Origin of the sequence: Trichocoleus desertorum ATA4-8-CV12, from assembly GCA_019358975.1 — a bacterium.
GTDB lineage: Bacteria > Cyanobacteriota > Cyanobacteriia > FACHB-46 > FACHB-46 > Trichocoleus > Trichocoleus desertorum_A.
In genome coordinates this window covers 1-17151 of record JAHHIL010000054.1, presented here as the reverse complement: position 1 = coordinate 17151, position 17151 = coordinate 1, and the positions used below count along the sequence as shown (strand labels likewise).

General features: G+C 48.4%; 14 protein-coding genes and 1 other RNA gene. 3 read left to right on the top strand and 12 right to left on the bottom strand.

Annotation, left to right across the window (positions count from 1 at the left end):
* Positions 1-75: 75 nt before the first annotated feature.
* The 6 genes from KME12_23905 to ssrA form a co-directional block, all read right to left on the bottom strand.
* Entirely contained in the window at positions 76-1188 is a 1113-nt protein-coding gene (locus KME12_23905) for an ArsA family ATPase (GenBank protein ID MBW4490830.1), read from the bottom strand.
* A 168-nt stretch (positions 1189-1356) separates the two neighbouring features.
* Positions 1357-1551 carry a DUF2862 domain-containing protein gene (locus KME12_23900; protein MBW4490829.1) on the bottom strand — a complete coding sequence of 65 codons (195 nt, stop codon included), beginning with the start codon at positions 1549-1551 and terminating at the stop codon, positions 1357-1359.
* 181 nt (positions 1552-1732) lie between these two features.
* Positions 1733-1900, bottom strand: coding sequence for a metallothionein (locus KME12_23895; protein ID MBW4490828.1), 168 nt, complete (start codon positions 1898-1900; stop codon positions 1733-1735).
* 169 nt (positions 1901-2069) lie between these two features.
* Positions 2070-4103 (bottom strand): hypothetical protein, encoded by a 2034-nt coding sequence (locus KME12_23890; protein ID MBW4490827.1) that lies wholly within the window; start codon positions 4101-4103, stop codon positions 2070-2072.
* A 136-nt stretch (positions 4104-4239) separates the two neighbouring features.
* On the bottom strand, positions 4240-4434 hold the full coding sequence (locus tag KME12_23885) for a hypothetical protein (GenBank protein MBW4490826.1): 195 nt from the start codon (positions 4432-4434) through the stop codon (positions 4240-4242).
* Positions 4435-5113: 679 nt separating this feature from the next.
* Positions 5114-5499, bottom strand: a transfer-messenger RNA (tmRNA) gene (gene ssrA, locus KME12_23880).
* Positions 5500-5826: 327 nt separating this feature from the next.
* Between ssrA and KME12_23875 the strand changes: the two genes are divergently transcribed.
* Positions 5827-8418, top strand: a complete 2592-nt coding sequence (locus KME12_23875; protein MBW4490825.1) for a M1 family metallopeptidase — start codon at positions 5827-5829, stop codon at positions 8416-8418.
* A gap of 233 nt (positions 8419-8651) precedes the next feature.
* Positions 8652-8882, top strand: coding sequence for a hypothetical protein (locus KME12_23870; GenBank protein MBW4490824.1), 231 nt, complete (start codon positions 8652-8654; stop codon positions 8880-8882).
* On the opposite strand, the gene KME12_23865 is transcribed toward KME12_23870, so the two are convergent.
* The 3 genes from KME12_23865 to hetZ form a co-directional block, all read right to left on the bottom strand.
* Complete coding sequence (locus tag KME12_23865; GenBank protein MBW4490823.1) at positions 8879-11242, bottom strand: DUF3488 and DUF4129 domain-containing transglutaminase family protein; 2364 nt, start codon at positions 11240-11242, stop codon at positions 8879-8881. The genes KME12_23870 and KME12_23865 overlap by 4 nt on opposite strands.
* A gap of 123 nt (positions 11243-11365) precedes the next feature.
* Positions 11366-12475, bottom strand: a complete 1110-nt coding sequence (locus tag KME12_23860; GenBank protein MBW4490822.1) for a hypothetical protein — start codon at positions 12473-12475, stop codon at positions 11366-11368.
* A gap of 11 nt (positions 12476-12486) precedes the next feature.
* Positions 12487-13680 carry a heterocyst differentiation protein HetZ gene (hetZ, locus tag KME12_23855; GenBank protein MBW4490821.1) on the bottom strand — a complete coding sequence of 398 codons (1194 nt, stop codon included), beginning with the start codon at positions 13678-13680 and terminating at the stop codon, positions 12487-12489.
* Between the two features lie 76 nt (positions 13681-13756).
* On the opposite strand from hetZ, the gene KME12_23850 reads away from it, so the two are divergent.
* Complete coding sequence (locus tag KME12_23850; GenBank protein ID MBW4490820.1) at positions 13757-14233, top strand: hypothetical protein; 477 nt, start codon at positions 13757-13759, stop codon at positions 14231-14233.
* Between the two features lie 78 nt (positions 14234-14311).
* Here KME12_23850 and sds read toward each other — a convergent pair whose 3' ends face one another.
* The 3 genes from sds to KME12_23835 form a co-directional block, all read right to left on the bottom strand.
* A complete protein-coding gene (sds, locus tag KME12_23845; protein ID MBW4490819.1) occupies positions 14312-15283 on the bottom strand; it encodes a solanesyl diphosphate synthase in 972 nt (323 codons plus the stop codon).
* Between the two features lie 1052 nt (positions 15284-16335).
* Positions 16336-16464: a PEP-CTERM sorting domain-containing protein gene (locus tag KME12_23840; GenBank protein ID MBW4490818.1), complete on the bottom strand. Its 129-nt coding sequence runs from the start codon at positions 16462-16464 to the stop codon at positions 16336-16338.
* An 8-nt stretch (positions 16465-16472) separates the two neighbouring features.
* Positions 16473-16628 (bottom strand): hypothetical protein, encoded by a 156-nt coding sequence (locus KME12_23835; GenBank protein ID MBW4490817.1) that lies wholly within the window; start codon positions 16626-16628, stop codon positions 16473-16475.
* Positions 16629-17151: the final 523 nt, after the last annotated feature.

Here is a 17151-nt window from a genome sequence, read left to right as displayed (position 1 = left end):
AAGGTTTTTAGATTTAATGCCTGGAGCCCAGGCAACTACTTCTCAACAGCTCAATCGAGATGCTCAATCAACAGATTAAAACGAGATGACTAGGTAACCATCTTGGAATTTGGCACCTGTCACGGGTTTGCCACTCAATTCAGGTGGCAATGAAATATTACGTCGCTGATCACCTGCCTCAATAGTGATTTCAGGGCCGTTCTGCGAGAGCTTGACTTGCTTTTTGTCAAAGCCTGGGAGAAAGAGAGCAACCTTGCGCTCAGCCACATTCACCGCGATCGCTCTTGGTGCTTGATCGGCTTGGCTAAAGTCGGGCAAAGCGTCCATCAGCGGCTGCCAATCATCTCCGGTTCGTACTGGAAAAGCATGAGTTGTGAGGGGATCAAACTCAGTGGTTAGCGTTTGCGCGATCGCGTGACTCACCATTGCTTGATTCAGAATCACCCCACCGACTGTCAGGCCAATTTGTTGAGCACTGCCCCAGAGATAACGAGCCGTGGCGATCGCCGCTGGATCTGCGGTAGTGACCAAGTAGGCAGCCACCCGGTGAGGATTGTTAACGGCAGCTTTCCCTTCGTCTAATATATTGCTCACCTGATTGGTAGGCTGAGCCCAATTATCGGGTGACCAACTGACGTTGAGAACGGTGCTGACTAAAGGCTGAACAAAAGGCGATTCTAAGATCGTTCTACCTAGATCGGAATCGGTAAAAACTTTACGGAAGCGGCGTACATACCAGCTCAGAACCTCGGGCATCCCTAGCATCCGCAGGGTAGTCTGGTCGCCTGTGCCATCGTAAACAATGACATCATACTGACCGCTGGCATCGTACTCGCGCAGCGCATTGAGGGCTAAAGCGCTATCCATGCCAGGGAGAACGCCCAATTCTTGACCAAATACAGCCTTTAAGATAGGAGTCCGTAAGTACTGAGCTTCTATCTTTTTGACTTCTTCCCAACTGCGCTCTAGGAGAGTGGCGCTTTGAAACTGCACAGCCTGTAGATTGGGGGCAATTTCTTGGGGGTCAGCCGTCAAAGCAGTTCCCAAGAGCCAACCCAGATTTGGGCCAGGATCTTGACCGACGAGCAAAACTCGCTTACCTTGACCAGCAAAGCGTTTGGCAGTGGCGATCGCAACCGTTGTCCGACCCGTACCACCTTTTCCCAAAAACGTCAAAATTAGGGACATTAAAAGCTTCCTACAACAACAGTGCGCAACTCATTTGCTGCTTAGGATTTCTATGCTAGAGGGCTTCCTGTGAGGCTGTCCTCATCTTAGCGGTAGGTTCAGGGGCAACTATTGAGGATCAATGAAGACCAGGGTTGATCAAGCTCAACTTTGCTTAAACACTCTGCTTTACTGAACTACTTGCACTTCATCCTCAAAAAACCAAGTAGCAAACTTATCATCAAACTCCACGAGCACACCCACGCCGCTGTTATCTACCATCCGAAAATCACGAATGGTACCAGTTTGTCCTAGTTTGTTGATTACAGCGGGAGGGACGCGATCTCTCAAACGGCGAACTCGTACTTTTTGACCGACTTCCATAGTTGCTTTCAATTGTTACAAACCATTTCACAGTTTATCAGCGTCTTGCCGTTGCAATAGCAATTCGTTGAAACCGAAACTTCCATGAGTGCAGAATTGACTGCCAAAAAGTGGAATAAAAAACCCGCCAGTCTGAGCACTAGCGGGTTTCTTTTTGTAGGTATTGCTTGCGCTTGAAATCTTAGTGGCACTCACAGCCTGTGTGACCACAGCCTTCTCCATTAGCATGCCCGTCTGCACAAGCATCGCTGCAATAGTACTTGCCATCTCTCTGGACTGCTTGCTCGTTGGGCGAGACGATACAGAGACAAGAGTCACAAGCGCACTTCATTTGAGATACAGCAGTCATAAGATTTACCTTGATCGATTTTCCATGATTCTAACATATGAACAGATATTCAGATATTAACTCGACAAAATCTGAGAAATAGCGATCGCCTGACCTAGGATTGCCTCGTCTAAGCTCTTAGCTAAGTTTTGTCTCTTAGGACTTCAGGTGCTAATGAGCGCAATTCACTCTACGGGGTAGCCTGCACTTTAGCTGCTGCCTTCACCTTGGTTTCAAAGGTAGCACCACCCGCTGCCACTCGTAGCTTGCCTTGTTTCCAGCCTAGAGAAATAGGGCTATTCGCTCCTACAGGTTTGTAGAGGTCCAAGTGCTTCATCCAATCGTGAGTGACTCCGTTGCGAACTACCGTGGGCAATTCATTCTGGTTGTTGTGCCTTAACTCTAGGGTTTCTCCCGTCGCCCCTTGTAACATGGCGGTTCCTTGAGCTAGACGGCTTAAATCCAATTTGCTTTTGTTGAGTACGGCTTGCTTAAACTGCTCGTAACGACCATGCGTGGTTGGCTCTCCTATCTCTAATGCAAAACCTGCATAAGAGATAGGAGAGCCATCGTGTGGCACAGCCTTGAGCGTGCGTTCTTGCTGATACCGTTCAGCAGTTTTGGGGTCTGCGATCGCGACTTCTGCATAGGAGCGCAGATTAATCGGATAAACCGCAAGCCAAGTGTTTTCAAATTGGAAAAACCAGATATCTTTTTCAACCTCTGTCCTAGCAGATTTGGGCACCTGAAAGAAAAAAGGCGTTTCTGAGGCAGGGCGCAACCAAAGCATCAAATTACGGTATTGACCCATTTGGTCACCGCGATGTTTGCCCGACTCAACGCGATCGCCGCCAGTATTCGCCACGAAATAATCCATACCTCGTTGGGAGTTCTGCACCATCAACTTAAATGGCCCCACATCTCCATCCTTAAACGAAGACACCACGCTCCCTAATTGATACGTTTGACCGAAAAAAGTGGTTTCCCAATAAGCAGGCTGGTCAGACGCACCTGGCTTCCAATTCTCATAGGTAGGATGAGTGATCAGCAGTTCCACAGGTTTAGCAAACTGCTTACGCGCTAGTGCCACCACCGCTTTAGGAGGACGGTAAGCGCTGGTCATGACATGAATCGAGTCGAGTTCTGGCTTGGGATTGGGTATCTTCGCATCCCCAAAGTACAGCCAAAGGAGTTGGGCAGCATCGGAGCTAAAAACTACGTTGCTGCCGCCATAGTCTCGCTTATTGGGGCCACCAAATCCAGCATGGTAGTACTTCACAGCACCAGTGGCAGAGAGCCAATCTAAAGCTGCTTTCGCCAACTGCTTCACTTCTCGGTCTTTGGCAAAATCGTACAGATTAAGATAGGCCGCTAGTGTGTGCCCATGATAGGTTTCGGAATCCCACTCGCCCATGCCAATGTGGTAGAGATCCGAAACATAGCGGTGAATTTTTTGCTGATACAAGCGACGTACCGCTTCGTTACCTGTCTCCTCGGCCATCAAGTACACAGAGATCTCGCGCATGGCCCGGAGATTGTCGGTGTTGCGGCTATCCACCCAACTGCCTCGGACTTTGGGGCCCCAGCCTTGTTCGCTACCATCTCCCTTGGCGTAAATGGGATGCGGGCGACGGTTAGGGTCCTGCTGTGTCCAGATCTTGGCTCCCTCAAACATCCGCTGCTTGTAGGTAGGGTCGAGAAATTGACCCCATAAGAAGTACTTACGTACTTGACCCTTCAGCGTAAAAGAATAGTAATAGTCGATGCCTAAGGTGTGTTGATTATCTTGGGCTTGCTTGTCTTCACTTTGCAAAAAGGCGATCGCTTTGTCTCGATTCCCCGCCAAAAAATCAAACATGGCGTAAGGGTAAGACTGCTTTTCGTTTTCCTTACTATTGTTTCCGTACTTGTGCGCTGTATAAAAGGCAAGCACTTGTCGCGATCGCTGCTGGAATTCCTGCTCCCACTCGCGGGGCCAAGGATTCCGCAACTCCGGAGCAACGGGAATGGGCTGTATGGATAAACTACTAGTCGTGTCAGCGGCTAGCCGTCTCGTTTCTGTTCCTGGCGGTGTGGCATTGAGAGCAAGCTCAGATACTTTAGTACCAGTAGCGCTAGTCATTGGGGCACTCACCGTTGGAGTCGTAGTCGCACGACAGGCCAGTGTGACTACGGTCAGTGAGGCGATCGCCACCCAGCCAGGAATCTTGTACAGCGCTTTCATCAATTTTCCAGCCCGCAAAACTGCCACAATCTTGGCACGATTCTACAGGTGGATTTTCAGCGCAATCGCCTAGGCGATCACCTCAATTGCTGATGGTAAGACACAAGCGGCTGGCCCTACCAGACTCTTGCCTCATTTAAAGAATAATTAGTGCCACCAACAGCGCCAGCATCAGGGTCATCAACATCAGCGACAGATCGTTATCTGGCTTAGAGGGTGCTGACTTCGATAAATCGCGCTTGAAGTCGCAAGACAAGCACAGATAGAGATCGCTCGTGCGTTGAACTACTGCCTTCTTGCTGCACTTGGGGCATTCTAGAGCCTGCAACATTGCCGTCCCCTCCATAAAAGCAGTGCATACATAGAGAACCAAGCAGCGATCGCTCAATTTCGGAGGGAATATTAAGTTTTTGAAAAGCCAGCCCTAATTTTTAAGTACTACTTCAATAAAATGCTGCTTGATTGAACTGATAATTAACTGTATCAAGCCCTTTTCCTAGCTAACTTCGCCCTTAAGCATGAGAAAATTATTTTTTTGTGTATTTATACGGTGACAAAGCTGTACAATATGCCCCTGGAGTTTCAGCTAAACTTCATATAAATCAAGCTGCGATCGCTTGACCCAAATGAACGTTCCCTGTGTTTAAACCTGAGTCAAATTCTGTTTCCTGTTGTTCGCTCATGCAACGCCATTACCCATCAGTCAATCAGGGTTTTGGATCTAGTTGCGTAGAAAACTTGAGCCATCTGACTGGGCTAGATGCATTTGAGTCGTAGCTAAACTATGAACAATTACAGGGTGCTTCGAAGATTATGATTTCAATCACTGTTCTACTGATCACCACATTAGCCACCACCTATCTTCTAGTAGGTCGTGGTAGGACTGCTTGAAACTATTGCTGTGGCTAAACAGTAATTGGTCCCTAGCTTGAGCGACTTGCTCGTCATTCATTTACCCTCAATAAAAAACCTCACCCGGTTAAAACATTGGGTGAGGTTATTGAGATTAAAAGTGGAGCTGAGCGGAATCGAACCGCTGTCCGTAACGGGTATTGACCCTCCGATCGTTCACAGGTTTAGCTTCTCTGATCCTCGAAGCGGGAACTGTCCTTTATCCCGGACAATGGGATGCTCTGGTGAAGTCTTTGCTAACTAGCCAACCAGAGATAGCTAGCTAACGCATCCGTTGGGGGTTGGTCTGTAATCCTTAACGGAGTCAAACTACAGACGCTCGAACCTATGAGAGGTTTTTAGGCAACAGCAGCTGCTTTACGAGCAAAGGGTACGATGTTGTTCGCATGTACTTGTTTTGAGCCATTGATTTGCGAGAGGTGACTCACTCTCGACCTGCATCACGAAGCAGCTTTCGCCATCACGTCGAAACCAGTGCAGCCCCATGCTTGGATCTCTAATTATAGTTGATTTATTTCAGAATGGGGCAACTCGCAGCGTATCTCAGTCACTAATTAGCTGAAACAAATTGGCTGAAACAGTCACTCTAGCCAGCAAACCTATTTCAAGAATGAGGTAGTAGATATGACTTCGAGTTAATTGAGATGCCAAGGCGAGAACACGCTACTCTGGAAACAACAGCATGCTCGGCTTCGTTTAGTCACCCTCCTTAGGGCCTAGCCAAAACCTTGAAAGTTCTTGAGATCCCAAGCTTTTCAGTTTTTGGGTAGGCACTTATTATTTTTTAGCCCTACAGAGTCATCTTCTACCAATGTTGCAGTCGTTTTTTGATTCCGACCAAAACAGCCATAAGTCATTCGAGTTACCCGGTGCTCGACCTCACTACAATCCCGATCGCCCCGGTCAAGTAGAGCACATCTTCCTAGATCTAACTCTCGACATTCCTAAACAGTCCTACCAAGGCACTTGCACCATTCGTCTGAATCCAGTTTGCAATGGCCTCGATCGCCTAACTCTGGATGCAGTGAACTTAAATATTCAATCGGTGAAGATTGGCGCAATTGAGCAAGTCTTTGAAACCGATGGAGAACAACTATCCATTCGATTACAGCAACCGACCGAAGCAGGTAAGCCGCTGGAGTTAGCGATCGCCTACAGTGTCAAAAAACCTCAGCGCGGCCTTTACTTTATTCAACCAGATAAGCATTATCCTAATAAACCCGTTCAAGTCTGGACCCAAGGAGAGGATGAAGACTCTCGCTTCTGGTTTCCCTGCTTCGATTACCCAGGCCAATTGGCTAGCTCTGAAATTCGGGTGAGGGTGCCGAAGCAGTTGACTGCAATCTCGAATGGTGAGTTGATCAGCACTGAGGTTGAGGGCGATAGCAAGATTTATCATTGGCTGCAACAGCAGGTACATCCGACTTATTTAATGACCTTAGCAGTTGGAGATTTTGCCGAGATTCGAGACGAATGGCAAGGGAAGCCTGTACCTTACTACGTAGAGAAGGGGCGCGAAGCAGATGCCCGCCGAAGCATGGGCAAAACTCCTCGAATGATGGAGTTTCTTAGCCAGAAATATGGCTATCCCTATCCTTTTCCGAAGTATGCTCAGGTTTGCGTCGATGACTTCATCTTCGGCGGCATGGAAAACACTTCCACCACGCTCTTGACCGATCGCTGTCTTCTCGATGAGCGAGCCGCTTTAGATAATCGCAGCACCGAAAGCTTGGTCTGCCACGAACTAGCTCACCAGTGGTTTGGGGATTTGGTGGTAATCAAGCACTGGTCTCATGCTTGGCTCAAAGAAGGCATGGCTTCCTACTCCGAAGTCATGTGGACAGAACAAGAATACGGAGCAGAAGAAGCTGCTTACTATCGCCTGAACGAAGCTCGCAACTATATTGCAGAAGACAGCGCCCGTTACCGTCGCCCCATCGTTACTCACGTTTATCGAGAAGCGATCGAACTCTACGATCGCCACCTCTACGAAAAGGGAGCTTGTGTCTATCACATGATCCGGGCGGAGCTAGGAGATGACTTGTTTTGGAAAGCGATCGCCACCTTCGTCAACGACAACGCCCACCAAACCGTAGAAACCATTGATTTATTACGGGCGATCGAGAAAGCAACCGGACGCAACTTGCTATTTCTCTTTGATCAATACGTGTTTCGTGGTGGACATCCCGACTACAAAGTCAGCTACACCTGGGATGGCGATAGCAAGTTAGCCAAGATCACCATCACTCAAACTCAAGCGAAGAGTAATGATAACGGTAGTCGAAATGAGCTGTTTGATCTGAAACTGCCGATCGCGTTTGGGTATGTAGAAGGTGAGGAGAAGAGCTTCAAAACCTTCACGGTGCGAGTCCATGAGCGGGAGCAAACTTTTTACTTCCCCCTAGAAGAGAAACCCCAGTTCGTCAGCTTTGACCAGGGCAATCATGTCCTCAAAACTGTTTCACTGGAATACCCCGTCGCTGAACTCAAAGCCCAGCTTCAGCATGACCCAGACCCCATCTCTCGAATTTATGCCGCCGAAGCTTTAGCCAAGAAAGGTGGGTTGGAAGCAGTTACCGCTCTATCAGAAGCACTCAAGCGCGATCGCTTTTGGGGAGTTCGAGCAGAAATTGCTAAGCAACTAGCAGACGTAAAGCTAGACCAAGCATTTGCAGGATTGGTCACAGGACTAAAGGATGAAGTGGCCCAAGTTCGTCGAGCCGTCGTTGAAGCCTTAGCTAGCATCAAGACTTCTGAGAGCTATAAAGCCCTAAAACCAATCGTCGAAAAAGGCGACCCCAGCTACTATGTCGAAGCCGCTGCAATTCGGGCGATCGGTGGAATTGCTGCTTCTAACTTGCATGAAAAGCCTAAGGATGACAAGGTAATGAAGCTGCTGAAGACAGTCCTAGCAGAACGCTCAGGCTGGAATGAAGTCGTGCGCTCCGGGGCGATCGCAGGATTGAGCCAGATGAAAACTTCAGAAGCAGCTTTGAATTTGATCTTGGAGTACACCGCTCCTGGAGTACCCCAATCCCTACGTCTCGCTGCCATCCGAGCTTTAGGAGGCATCTCTTCTGGTCAAACCAACGTGAATTTGGAGCGGATCTTAGAACGTCTCAGCGAGTTGTCACGGGAAACTTTCTTTCTGACTCAAGTGGCGGTAGCAGCAGCTCTGGGGCAGATGGAAACGCTCAAAGCGATTTCAATTCTCCAGGCTCTCGCCGATCAAACCCCAGACGGTCGCGTGCGTCGCATTGCTGAAGAAGCAGTCCAAAGGGTTCAGAAGCATGCTGGCTCCGATAAGGCTGTGAAGCAACTGCGTGAAGAACTAGATCAACTGAAACAAGAGAACCAGGATCTAAAGAGTCGCTTAGAAGCATTAGAAGCCAAAGCGAAGTAACGCATGAGGGAGTTCTAGCTCTCCGTTTTGTCATTAGGAGTCAGAGTAATCACTTACCTTCTGGCTCCTAATGCTTCAAATATAAAATCAATCCTTTATCTAAATGGAGCGATTCCTCACGCGAACTTGAAACTGGATTAGGGATGGCTGGGATGAATTCGGGAATTCTGAGATAAGCAGGCTCATGCGACACAGAACAGAGTTTTGCTAAATCACCTCAACCCAAGTGCAAGATGATGGCTCTCACTTCTATCCCTGTCGATTCTCAACAAGAATATCAGTCCGAGTATGCTCAAATCTTAGAGGAGATTCAGCAAGCTGCTAAAGCTCTACTCGGCCAAGAAATTAATCAGCAGGAAGCAGATTTTGAGTTTCGAGCGGCGGCTCGGATTTTAATGGGGCGGGTTAGTTCTTTTAACTTGCAGAATATCAAGCAAGTCGCGATCGAGCTTCTAGGAGCCTAGCGGGTTCTCTGCAACATCCGTCGGTTTCTCAGTTGCCAAATACTAAGCGATCGCTTGGCTTGCTGTTTCTTCAAATTGCGAAATTGCTGCTGCAGTTGCCTTACGTTCGCAGTTTGACCTCCATAGCGCCAGCCCACATAGGCATGTGAGATTGCCGCAATGGTCTGGCTATATTCTGGTGAGGGGTGGCTGTACCATTGCTGAGCATATTCCAAAGGCGTTTGGGCGGGTCGCTTGTGGAAGCCTTGGGTTGCTAACCAAGCCAGCATTTGTTGATATAGGCTTTCCATCGGTGGCAGTTTGGCCAACCAACGTTGATAGCGCCAATTTCGCCATCCCGTCCAACCCAACCAACCCAGAAAAGCTAGACCAACGGCCACAATTAGGCCTGTAAATAAACCCAACCAACCTTTGGAGAAGAGGCCAAGAAACCAGCCTACAGTCCGAGCCAGGATAGCCGCGATCGCATTAAACAAACCACTGAGAATACCAGTCACCGGAGAAGGCAACCAACCCGCTACCCACTGCCAAAACTTCCGCAGCACACTAAAAGTTTGGTTTTCTTCCACAGAGGGAGGAATCAGCTCATGCCCAGGAATTGGGTCAAACGCAAACCAACCATACTTGGGAAAGTAAACCTCCGTCATGGCATAGGCATCAGTGTTGCGGACCACATACAACCCAGTGAAGGGGTTAAATTCTCCTGGAGCAAAGCCAGTCACCAATCGAGCAGGAATTCCGATCGATCGCAACATAACAGTTAGCACCGTCGAGAAATGGTCTGGGTATCCGCCTTCAAAACGAAATAGAAACGCTTCAACTAAGTCGTCGTTATCTTCCAGAAAAGCTAAATCAGGCTGGATCGTGTAGCGCTGCTTCAGGTACTGAGCCAAATAAAGCGCCTGTTCAGAAGGAGCGGTGAGTGGATTCGGAGCAGCAGCTAAAATTTCTTGTGTTTTCTGCCGTACCTTAGCCGCGATCTCTGGTGGAATTTGGAGATAGTTTTTCCGTATCGCTTCTGGATAGTTGGTGGCAGCTTTGCTTAGCAACGTTCGGTTGCGGTAAGGCACTTCCGAAATCACTGTGTAGGTAAAACCCTCTACTAAGGCTAAGGGCGATCGCAAACTACCTTCTGGATCTACAGCAACCTGACGAGTTGGGAAGTAAAGTTCCTTGGCCCAAGCCATCGCTGGAATTACGTTCGGTAGTTCTTCCGCTACGATCGTATAGGTTTGAACTACTTCCTTGTCTCTGCCCAAAATAACGGGCCGAGGCAGGAAAAACTGATAAGACCACCGAGAGCGATCGATTGTCTCTGCCTGATCATTTCGCGAAATTTCCCAGCCTTGTCCGGTATAGCGATCGAAGGCGACAACTCGCCAAAAACCTTCTGCTTGCGATCGCACCCGCATCAAAACTTGGGGTTTCATCTGTCCACGCAAGTTCTGGTTAATTTGGGTATCGAACCCATAGTAATAGGTGTCGTCTATCTTGCCTTTGCCTCGACCTTGTCCTCGCTGTCCCGTCTCAGTGCCAGAGCCCTCTCCTTCTCCTTCTTCGCCTCCACCGCGTCCCCCCCGCACATAACCAGGATTCAGAATCCGGCTGGTGTCAAATTGACCTTGGAAGTCCACGGGAGCACTGACCGGAAACGTACGCAATTGATAACCTGGAAGCCTAGGCAAAAAGGCAAAGATAATCAGTCCTAAGCTCACAACCACTAGAAGAAAAACACCCAAACGCTTAGGGGCCAGGTCAGCACCCCGAAGTTTCCAGCCTTGGAATACCAATCCCAAACGAGAGCGGTAATCTAAGATGAGGACGGGTAAGGCGATCGCTACAAATACAAGTAAAAATGGCCCGAATGCTAGTGTTTGGCTAAGAGTACCCGCCACGCCTAGCAGAATTAGACCAATTACCATCGAGTAGCCTAAGTCTTTACGACGCGGCAGATCGAAGCTATGCAAAACCTGGAGTTGAATCAGCAATTGGGCGAGTGCTAAGCGAGTATCGTTCAGCTCGCCAAATAAACGCACAAAAAAAGCCAGTAGCGTCACTAACATGCCAATGGCTAAGCAAAATTTTGTCGGAATATTGCGATCGCGACGACGATACCAGCTCCAAGTGGCTCCCAACAAACTCAGTGGTATTGCCCAATAACTAGTAATGGGCCATTCTGCCACCGCATCCCTAGCAGCCAGATCCGTTGCGACAATCCCCACCGTGACCAGTAATTGTACAAGCACCCGCAGTAAGATTGAATCTTCCACCTCGACAGTTGGCATTGCCGCCAAGCGTTGCTGTAGCTGCTGCCAAACTGGGATGCCCCGCCGTTGCCGTACCCCAGGTGAGTTAGACATAGATTTATACAGAAGCAGTTAACTCTAAGCCCTCAGCCGTTAGTAGCAAACCAACGATGAGCGTCTTGGAGTTATCCTAGCGCTTCTGTACAAAATCAATTCTTCTTTTGTCTGCTTTTGGGATTAATCGCTTAGCGGCTGAATCACAAAGACGAGTGGTTCTTGAGCCTGATCGTGGAATTCTACAGTCAGAGGGTAAGTTTGATTGGGTTGCGGATCAAACAGCTCAACACTCAGGCAGCCCGGTTGCGAGCGAGAAGCAGTTGACTCCGATCGCCCCTGCACCTTTAAACTGCCACCGCAAGGTAGCCGACCTTGCACTCGTAGCCTTGGTTCGGCTTGAGGCTGATAGCGGATTTCTAAAGTCAACAGCCCTGCTGCTGTTAACCACTGGCGCTCCAGGCAAGATTGACTAGCCGAAACCGACAAAGTCAGTGAACTCAAAATCTCGCGGGCAGCCAGAAGGGATAAGGCCATTTGCTGCTTAGGAGTGGCCGCTTCATAACTATCGGGAAACTTGGTGCTCGCTTCTAAGAGAGAAGCACCCGTCTGAGCATCCAAGGTTCCAGAGCGAGCCGGAGACACCAGAACCATACCAGCCAAATCATTCAAAGTTTGACTATGACCTGGGAATAAAGTCTCGACTGCTCGTACTAGTTTGGCCCCTTCCCGCAGAGAAGTTTGTAGCAAATCTTGGCATTGGTCTAGCAATTGAGCCAAAACTGCCTCTGGTAGCGCAACGGGGACACTCAGGTTGCGTAGTTGAGCCGCCCACAACTGCCTGGGAACCTGCCCGACTACAGTCGAGTCAACTTGATCAGGTTCATAAGCATAGATCTCTGATTCCCAAGGAAACAGAGGCGGATGGCGTTGAATTTCAGTTTGTAATCGACGCTTTAAAAGGGCGTGGAATCTGTCTTGCACAGTAGGTATTTCTCCCGGTTTGAGTGATTGGCTCCCTGAGTGCGGGGAGAAGGCTGGCACTTCACTGGAGTTAGTCAGTGCAAAGTCTATCCCTTCTGAATCCAACGGATCTAAGTCTGCTAATTCAGGATTGCTACTCTGATAATTAGCCGCTGGGGTCGCTTGATGAGAAGCTAGCGGCTCAACCTGAGCCTGGTTACCTGAATTGATAGAATTTGCACCCGTCTCAGTTGAAAACTCAGCTGAGTTGGAGTCTTGCAGTAGCCATGCGAGTAACTCTTCGGAAAATGATTCAGGATTCTTAGTCATCTCCTAAACCCCTATTCATCTGTAGATGGACTTGCTCCGGACACTAGGCTATTGCGAATTTCCCAAGCTTGCTCTAGCAACTGAGACCACTGTTTTTGGATTTGAGTTACTGTGCACCCAACGTCTTGAGCGATCGCGAGATTGTTCAATTGCTGTTGTTTTAACTGCAATATTCTAAGCTGTTGTGAACTGATTTGCGTCTGAAAAGCCTCCCACTGCTGTGGTGTCAAACCTAGATTATGTTCTAAGTCAGCTTCTAGCCACTGATGCACCAATTCCCAATGGTGAGAAAGCGCAAATCGAATTAAATGGTACTTAAATCGCTGCTGGAGGTAATCCCTCTGACGAGGGGTTAAACCTAAAATTGTTTCAATTTCATGGGCAGGTAAATCTTGTAATCGCAAAGCAAAGTAATCCGCACAATCGCTCTGCTGCCGCTCCTCCAGGTAAGCCATTAGCTCTGTAACAACTGCATGACGCAGACTATCATCGGCGGGTTCTGGAGCTTGAGCTACCATTTGCTCACGCAGTTGTTGTACCGAGGCTGCGTTCCAAGCTTGATCCGTTTCTTGAGAAGCTCCTTCTGCGGCTTGCTCAATATCTACGTAAGTTTCTAAAGGTTGCTGTTGCGAGAAAGTTTGGGCTCGCAGAATAATCAACTGCTGATTTCGATGCCCTGGCAAGGGAATCCGGCGCTTCGCGTAGCGCTCTGTAAAGGCCATGTATTCGGCTAGCTCCAACAAGGATTTGGGGCAGTAAGCCTTTGGCATCTGAGTTTCCCGCCGAAAGGCATTCAATGCCTCCATGTAGAACCCTTGCAGAAAATCCTCGATCAAGGTCAGTCGGGCTTGATAACTGGATTGTGCCTGAGGGGGGCTGATATAGCGATAGATCACGGCGCTGAGGTTACTGTGCAACTCAACTCGGCCTCGCCGTGACCCTAACTTGTAGTAGGTCAAACACTGAGTCAGACGATGCCGAGCTAAGGTCATCGCCCAAGTTTCCACTTCTCCAGAAGCCTGAATCCGCTTACTTTCAGTGCAAATTCTTTTTACTTCTTGCGCCAAACGCTCTGCTACATCCGTACAATTCTGCTCAGACGCTCCCGTTGACAGCCTAAGTTCATTAAACAGTAGCTGAAAAATTGCCTCCACGTCGCGGCAGATCTCCCCATGATGGTCAACAGCTAACCAAGACCCTAGCATACTCACCAGCCATAAATTTGAAGCAATTTTGAAGAAAGTCTAGACTGAGAATGATTAATCTCTCCGAGACTCCAGCATGGATCTAGACCAGCAGATTCAAGTCCTGATCGAGCAAGCCCCTCAAGATGGCACTACACCCCGCTTAATTGAAGCGATCGCCCCCATTTTGAAGCAAATAGCAGGACGATTGCGGCACCCTCAATACTATGTCTTACAAACCCTGAATCAGTCTTGGATTGTAACAACCTTAAACCAGCGTTCCCAGCCTGGGGTCGAGAAGAACATTGTCTACGCTTTTTCCACCCTCAAAGATGTAGCGGCAGGTCCGTATCAGTTGCAAGATCCTGAGGTGCTGGCATTACCCATGCCAATCGCGCATATTTTGTTTTACCTCATCTCCATGCCAGGTTTAGATGGCATGATCTTCTTCGATACCCCTGGTAATGTCGATATCGGCACTGAGATTTTACGTGAAGAGTTGACGAAGTTAATTCAAAGGCATATGCAACAGTTTTCCACGACAAACAGCAACCTACCGCCGGATGTGGCTTAAGTTGCTGGCTGAAGTTTCTAGCTGATGCTCTAATTGCTATGGCAAGCCAATTTTGGGGCCAGCCCTCGTACTTGGCGCTTAATGTAACCGACTCAACACGTAATCTGCCATTTCTGTTAAAGCTTGGCGCGATTCGGAAGGGGGGAGGTCGCTTAGGCAGGCCACAGCACTCTGAGCATGATGAGCGGCTAGCTCCCGCGATCGCTCCATACCATTGCTCTCTGAAATCAGGGCGATCGCTTGGTCTAGATCGCCTTCGTGAGCAAACTCCCGCTCGATCAAACCTTCGAGTACAGGCTTTTCTTTAAGGGCAAATAGAACTGGAGCCGTCAGGTTTCCACTCTTTAAATCGGAGCCAGCAGGCTTCCCCAAAGCTTCCAAAGAGCCAGTAAAGTCAAAAATGTCATCGACAATTTGGAAGGCTAGGCCAATATGACGACCGTAGTGATATAGGCTCTCAGCCATTGGGGAGGAGACATCGCTGAGCACACCCGCCGCCTTGGAACTATTGGCGATCAGAGAAGCTGTTTTGTAGTAACTCTTGTCTAAGTAAGCTTCAATCGACAAGCTAGTGTCAAAGCGATTCAATCCTTGCTGAATTTCGCCTTCTGCCATATCCATAATCACTTTGGACAGAAGCTTCACGACTTCTAAGTTGTCCAAGTTAGCTAGATGCCAAGAAGACTGAGCAAAGAGAAAGTCGCCTGCCAGCACCGCTATGCGATTTCCAAAGCTACTGTGGACGGTGGGGACTCCCCGGCGAACTTCCGATTCATCCACGACATCATCATGGACGAGGCTAGCGGTGTGAATCATTTCAGTGATTTCGGCCAGCCGTCGATGTCGAGCGGTAATGTCTTGACCTGGCATAGTCGCTCGCGAGATCAAAAAGACGATCGCTGGCCTCAGCCGCTTTCCCCCTGCTCCAAATAGATGCTCGGCAGCAGCGTAGAGAATGGGGTGATGGGCACCCACTAAATTTTTTAGATTGTCTGTCAATACCCGTAGGTCGGTTTCGACAGTAGAGAACACAGATGTAGCTGAGGTCATGGAGAGGCCAGCTCAGGCGTTACGGTATTAGGTTACGAAATTTTACATATCCTAACCTCATTTTAAGCTAACCCTTCCGCATTATGAAAGATTTGTTTTTAGCTAGCGGATAGATTGCCTAGGTAGAACCCGGAAAAATGCCGCTGAATCGGCTTTTGGTAAGCGAAAATTCAGCTAAGAAATTTGACTTCTGAGGGATGAAAAGTTCGCCCTAAACTTTGTAGTACACAATTTTCCTATGTGACGCACTTCTAAGGGCTTAAGTGGTCAAATAAAGCGGAAAACACGGAAATCATGTGTTAGTCTAGATTATAAGGATTTCAACAATTTCATACCTTAACAAAGCGACTAGGACTGTGAGTTGCCTCAGGGTAACTGTAACGTCTGCTCTACTTTTTACAGTAGGTAATGACAGTCTAGTCTTCTGGTTCCTCCGTTTGCTATTGGCAGTTGGAGTTTGGCCTGCTGCCTAGGTCGAAAGACTTTATAGTTGGGTTGTAATTTACAACCTGAGTCTTCGTGTAGCGAGATTTGGGACTCAAGAAGCTAGGGGCAGTAGCAGTTGATTGAGCAACTTGATGAAAATCGGATGGGGGTCTTCGAGACGCATCATCATTTTCTGGCAGACTAATTAAGCTTTGTTGGTCCTGAGCTTGCTTTCCTTTGCTAACCCCCGCTTTGCTCCTGGCCGTCCTATGTATCACGATATTCCAGCAACTATTTTGCTCTTAGCCACAGGGTATCTATTCACAGTTTATCTGCTGCTGATGTTAGCTCAGCGTAGCTCTAAGGTACCGCGCTAAATTGCCTAGCTTGGCTCAAAAACAACATTACCTAAGATAGCAACTGTAGGAGCACCTTTTGTGGCTACTCTAGATACTCTACTTGGGCTCAAGTTGCTATGCCTTAAGTTTGCCCTTCCACCACAAAAAACCATCTTGCGGTTCTCAAGGCTTCATCAACTCATTAATAAGCAGATAAACAAAAAGCCATGCTTTTCAGGGCATGGCAATTGGGCTGAACGCGCATGAGTCACAATCGAGCTTCCTAGATTACAGTTGTTGCGATCGCTGCTTGCGCTTGAATGCAGAACTTGTACCCCAAGCTCCAATGCCTAAAAGCCCAATTAGAGAAGCTGGTTCAGGTACAGATTCTGTATCTTTCTTCTCAAAGAACTTCACTTTATAGGCTAAGGGGTCATCAAGGGGATTGGGAAACCTTTGTAACTACTTTCAAAACTGAAAATCCGAGCAGCTTCAGCGGGGGTAGCATGAGCCGCGATCGCAAGCATAGAAGCGCCCGCTGCCGCGATCGATAACTTCTGAATCCTGGTTGCCATAGTCATGGGTCATAGTTCTCTTAACAGCAAAAATTGGCAATGAGTCTGTCGCGTAAAATTACACACAAGCTTTGTTGAGAGAAGCGATCGCAAAATTCAACTTTCTCAACAAAAAACTTAATTGTGATTGCTAAGAAATATCTCTAGAAACATTCAGGGAAAGGGGATCTAGTAGAAGCAGCCACAACAGTAAAACCTCGTAAAATCTTGTCATACCCTTCTAGAGATTCACCTACGTATTTGGGCACTCTTTATCAAAGATTGATACTTCTACAGCGCTAACTTCATGAAGCTGCCACCTAGGAACTAAAATCACGTAGGTAATGGTGGCAGTACTTTACTAGAAGTAGACTGGGAAAACGGGTGAGGTGTCGGAAAACGCCCCATCTCAACCTCCGGGGAACTCCCGCCACAGCGTTAGTGCAGCCATGCCGAAGGCTATAGCTTGGCGGTGAGGGGGATAGGAGCGGTAATCAAGGGGGTACCGCTGCGCGGAAGCAAGCAACGATGCCCTCTTAATGACCAGCTT

Bases quoted from the DNA above. Each gene is read 5' to 3' on its own strand.
- KME12_23905 (MBW4490830.1), bottom strand. From the start codon at position 1,188: ATGTCCCTAATTTTGACGTTTTTGGGAAAAGGTGGTACGGGTCGGACA.
- KME12_23900 (MBW4490829.1), bottom strand. From the start codon at position 1,551: ATGGAAGTCGGTCAAAAAGTACGAGTTCGCCGTTTGAGAGATCGCGTC.
- KME12_23895 (MBW4490828.1), bottom strand. From the start codon at position 1,900: ATGACTGCTGTATCTCAAATGAAGTGCGCTTGTGACTCTTGTCTCTGT.
- KME12_23890 (MBW4490827.1), bottom strand. From the start codon at position 4,103: ATGAAAGCGCTGTACAAGATTCCTGGCTGGGTGGCGATCGCCTCACTG.
- KME12_23885 (MBW4490826.1), bottom strand. From the start codon at position 4,434: ATGTTGCAGGCTCTAGAATGCCCCAAGTGCAGCAAGAAGGCAGTAGTT.
- KME12_23875 (MBW4490825.1), top strand. From the start codon at position 5,827: ATGTTGCAGTCGTTTTTTGATTCCGACCAAAACAGCCATAAGTCATTC.
- KME12_23870 (MBW4490824.1), top strand. From the start codon at position 8,652: ATGATGGCTCTCACTTCTATCCCTGTCGATTCTCAACAAGAATATCAG.
- KME12_23865 (MBW4490823.1), bottom strand. From the start codon at position 11,242: ATGTCTAACTCACCTGGGGTACGGCAACGGCGGGGCATCCCAGTTTGG.
- KME12_23860 (MBW4490822.1), bottom strand. From the start codon at position 12,475: ATGACTAAGAATCCTGAATCATTTTCCGAAGAGTTACTCGCATGGCTA.
- hetZ (MBW4490821.1), bottom strand. From the start codon at position 13,680: ATGCTAGGGTCTTGGTTAGCTGTTGACCATCATGGGGAGATCTGCCGC.
- KME12_23850 (MBW4490820.1), top strand. From the start codon at position 13,757: ATGGATCTAGACCAGCAGATTCAAGTCCTGATCGAGCAAGCCCCTCAA.
- sds (MBW4490819.1), bottom strand. From the start codon at position 15,283: ATGACCTCAGCTACATCTGTGTTCTCTACTGTCGAAACCGACCTACGG.
- KME12_23835 (MBW4490817.1), bottom strand. From the start codon at position 16,628: ATGACTATGGCAACCAGGATTCAGAAGTTATCGATCGCGGCAGCGGGC.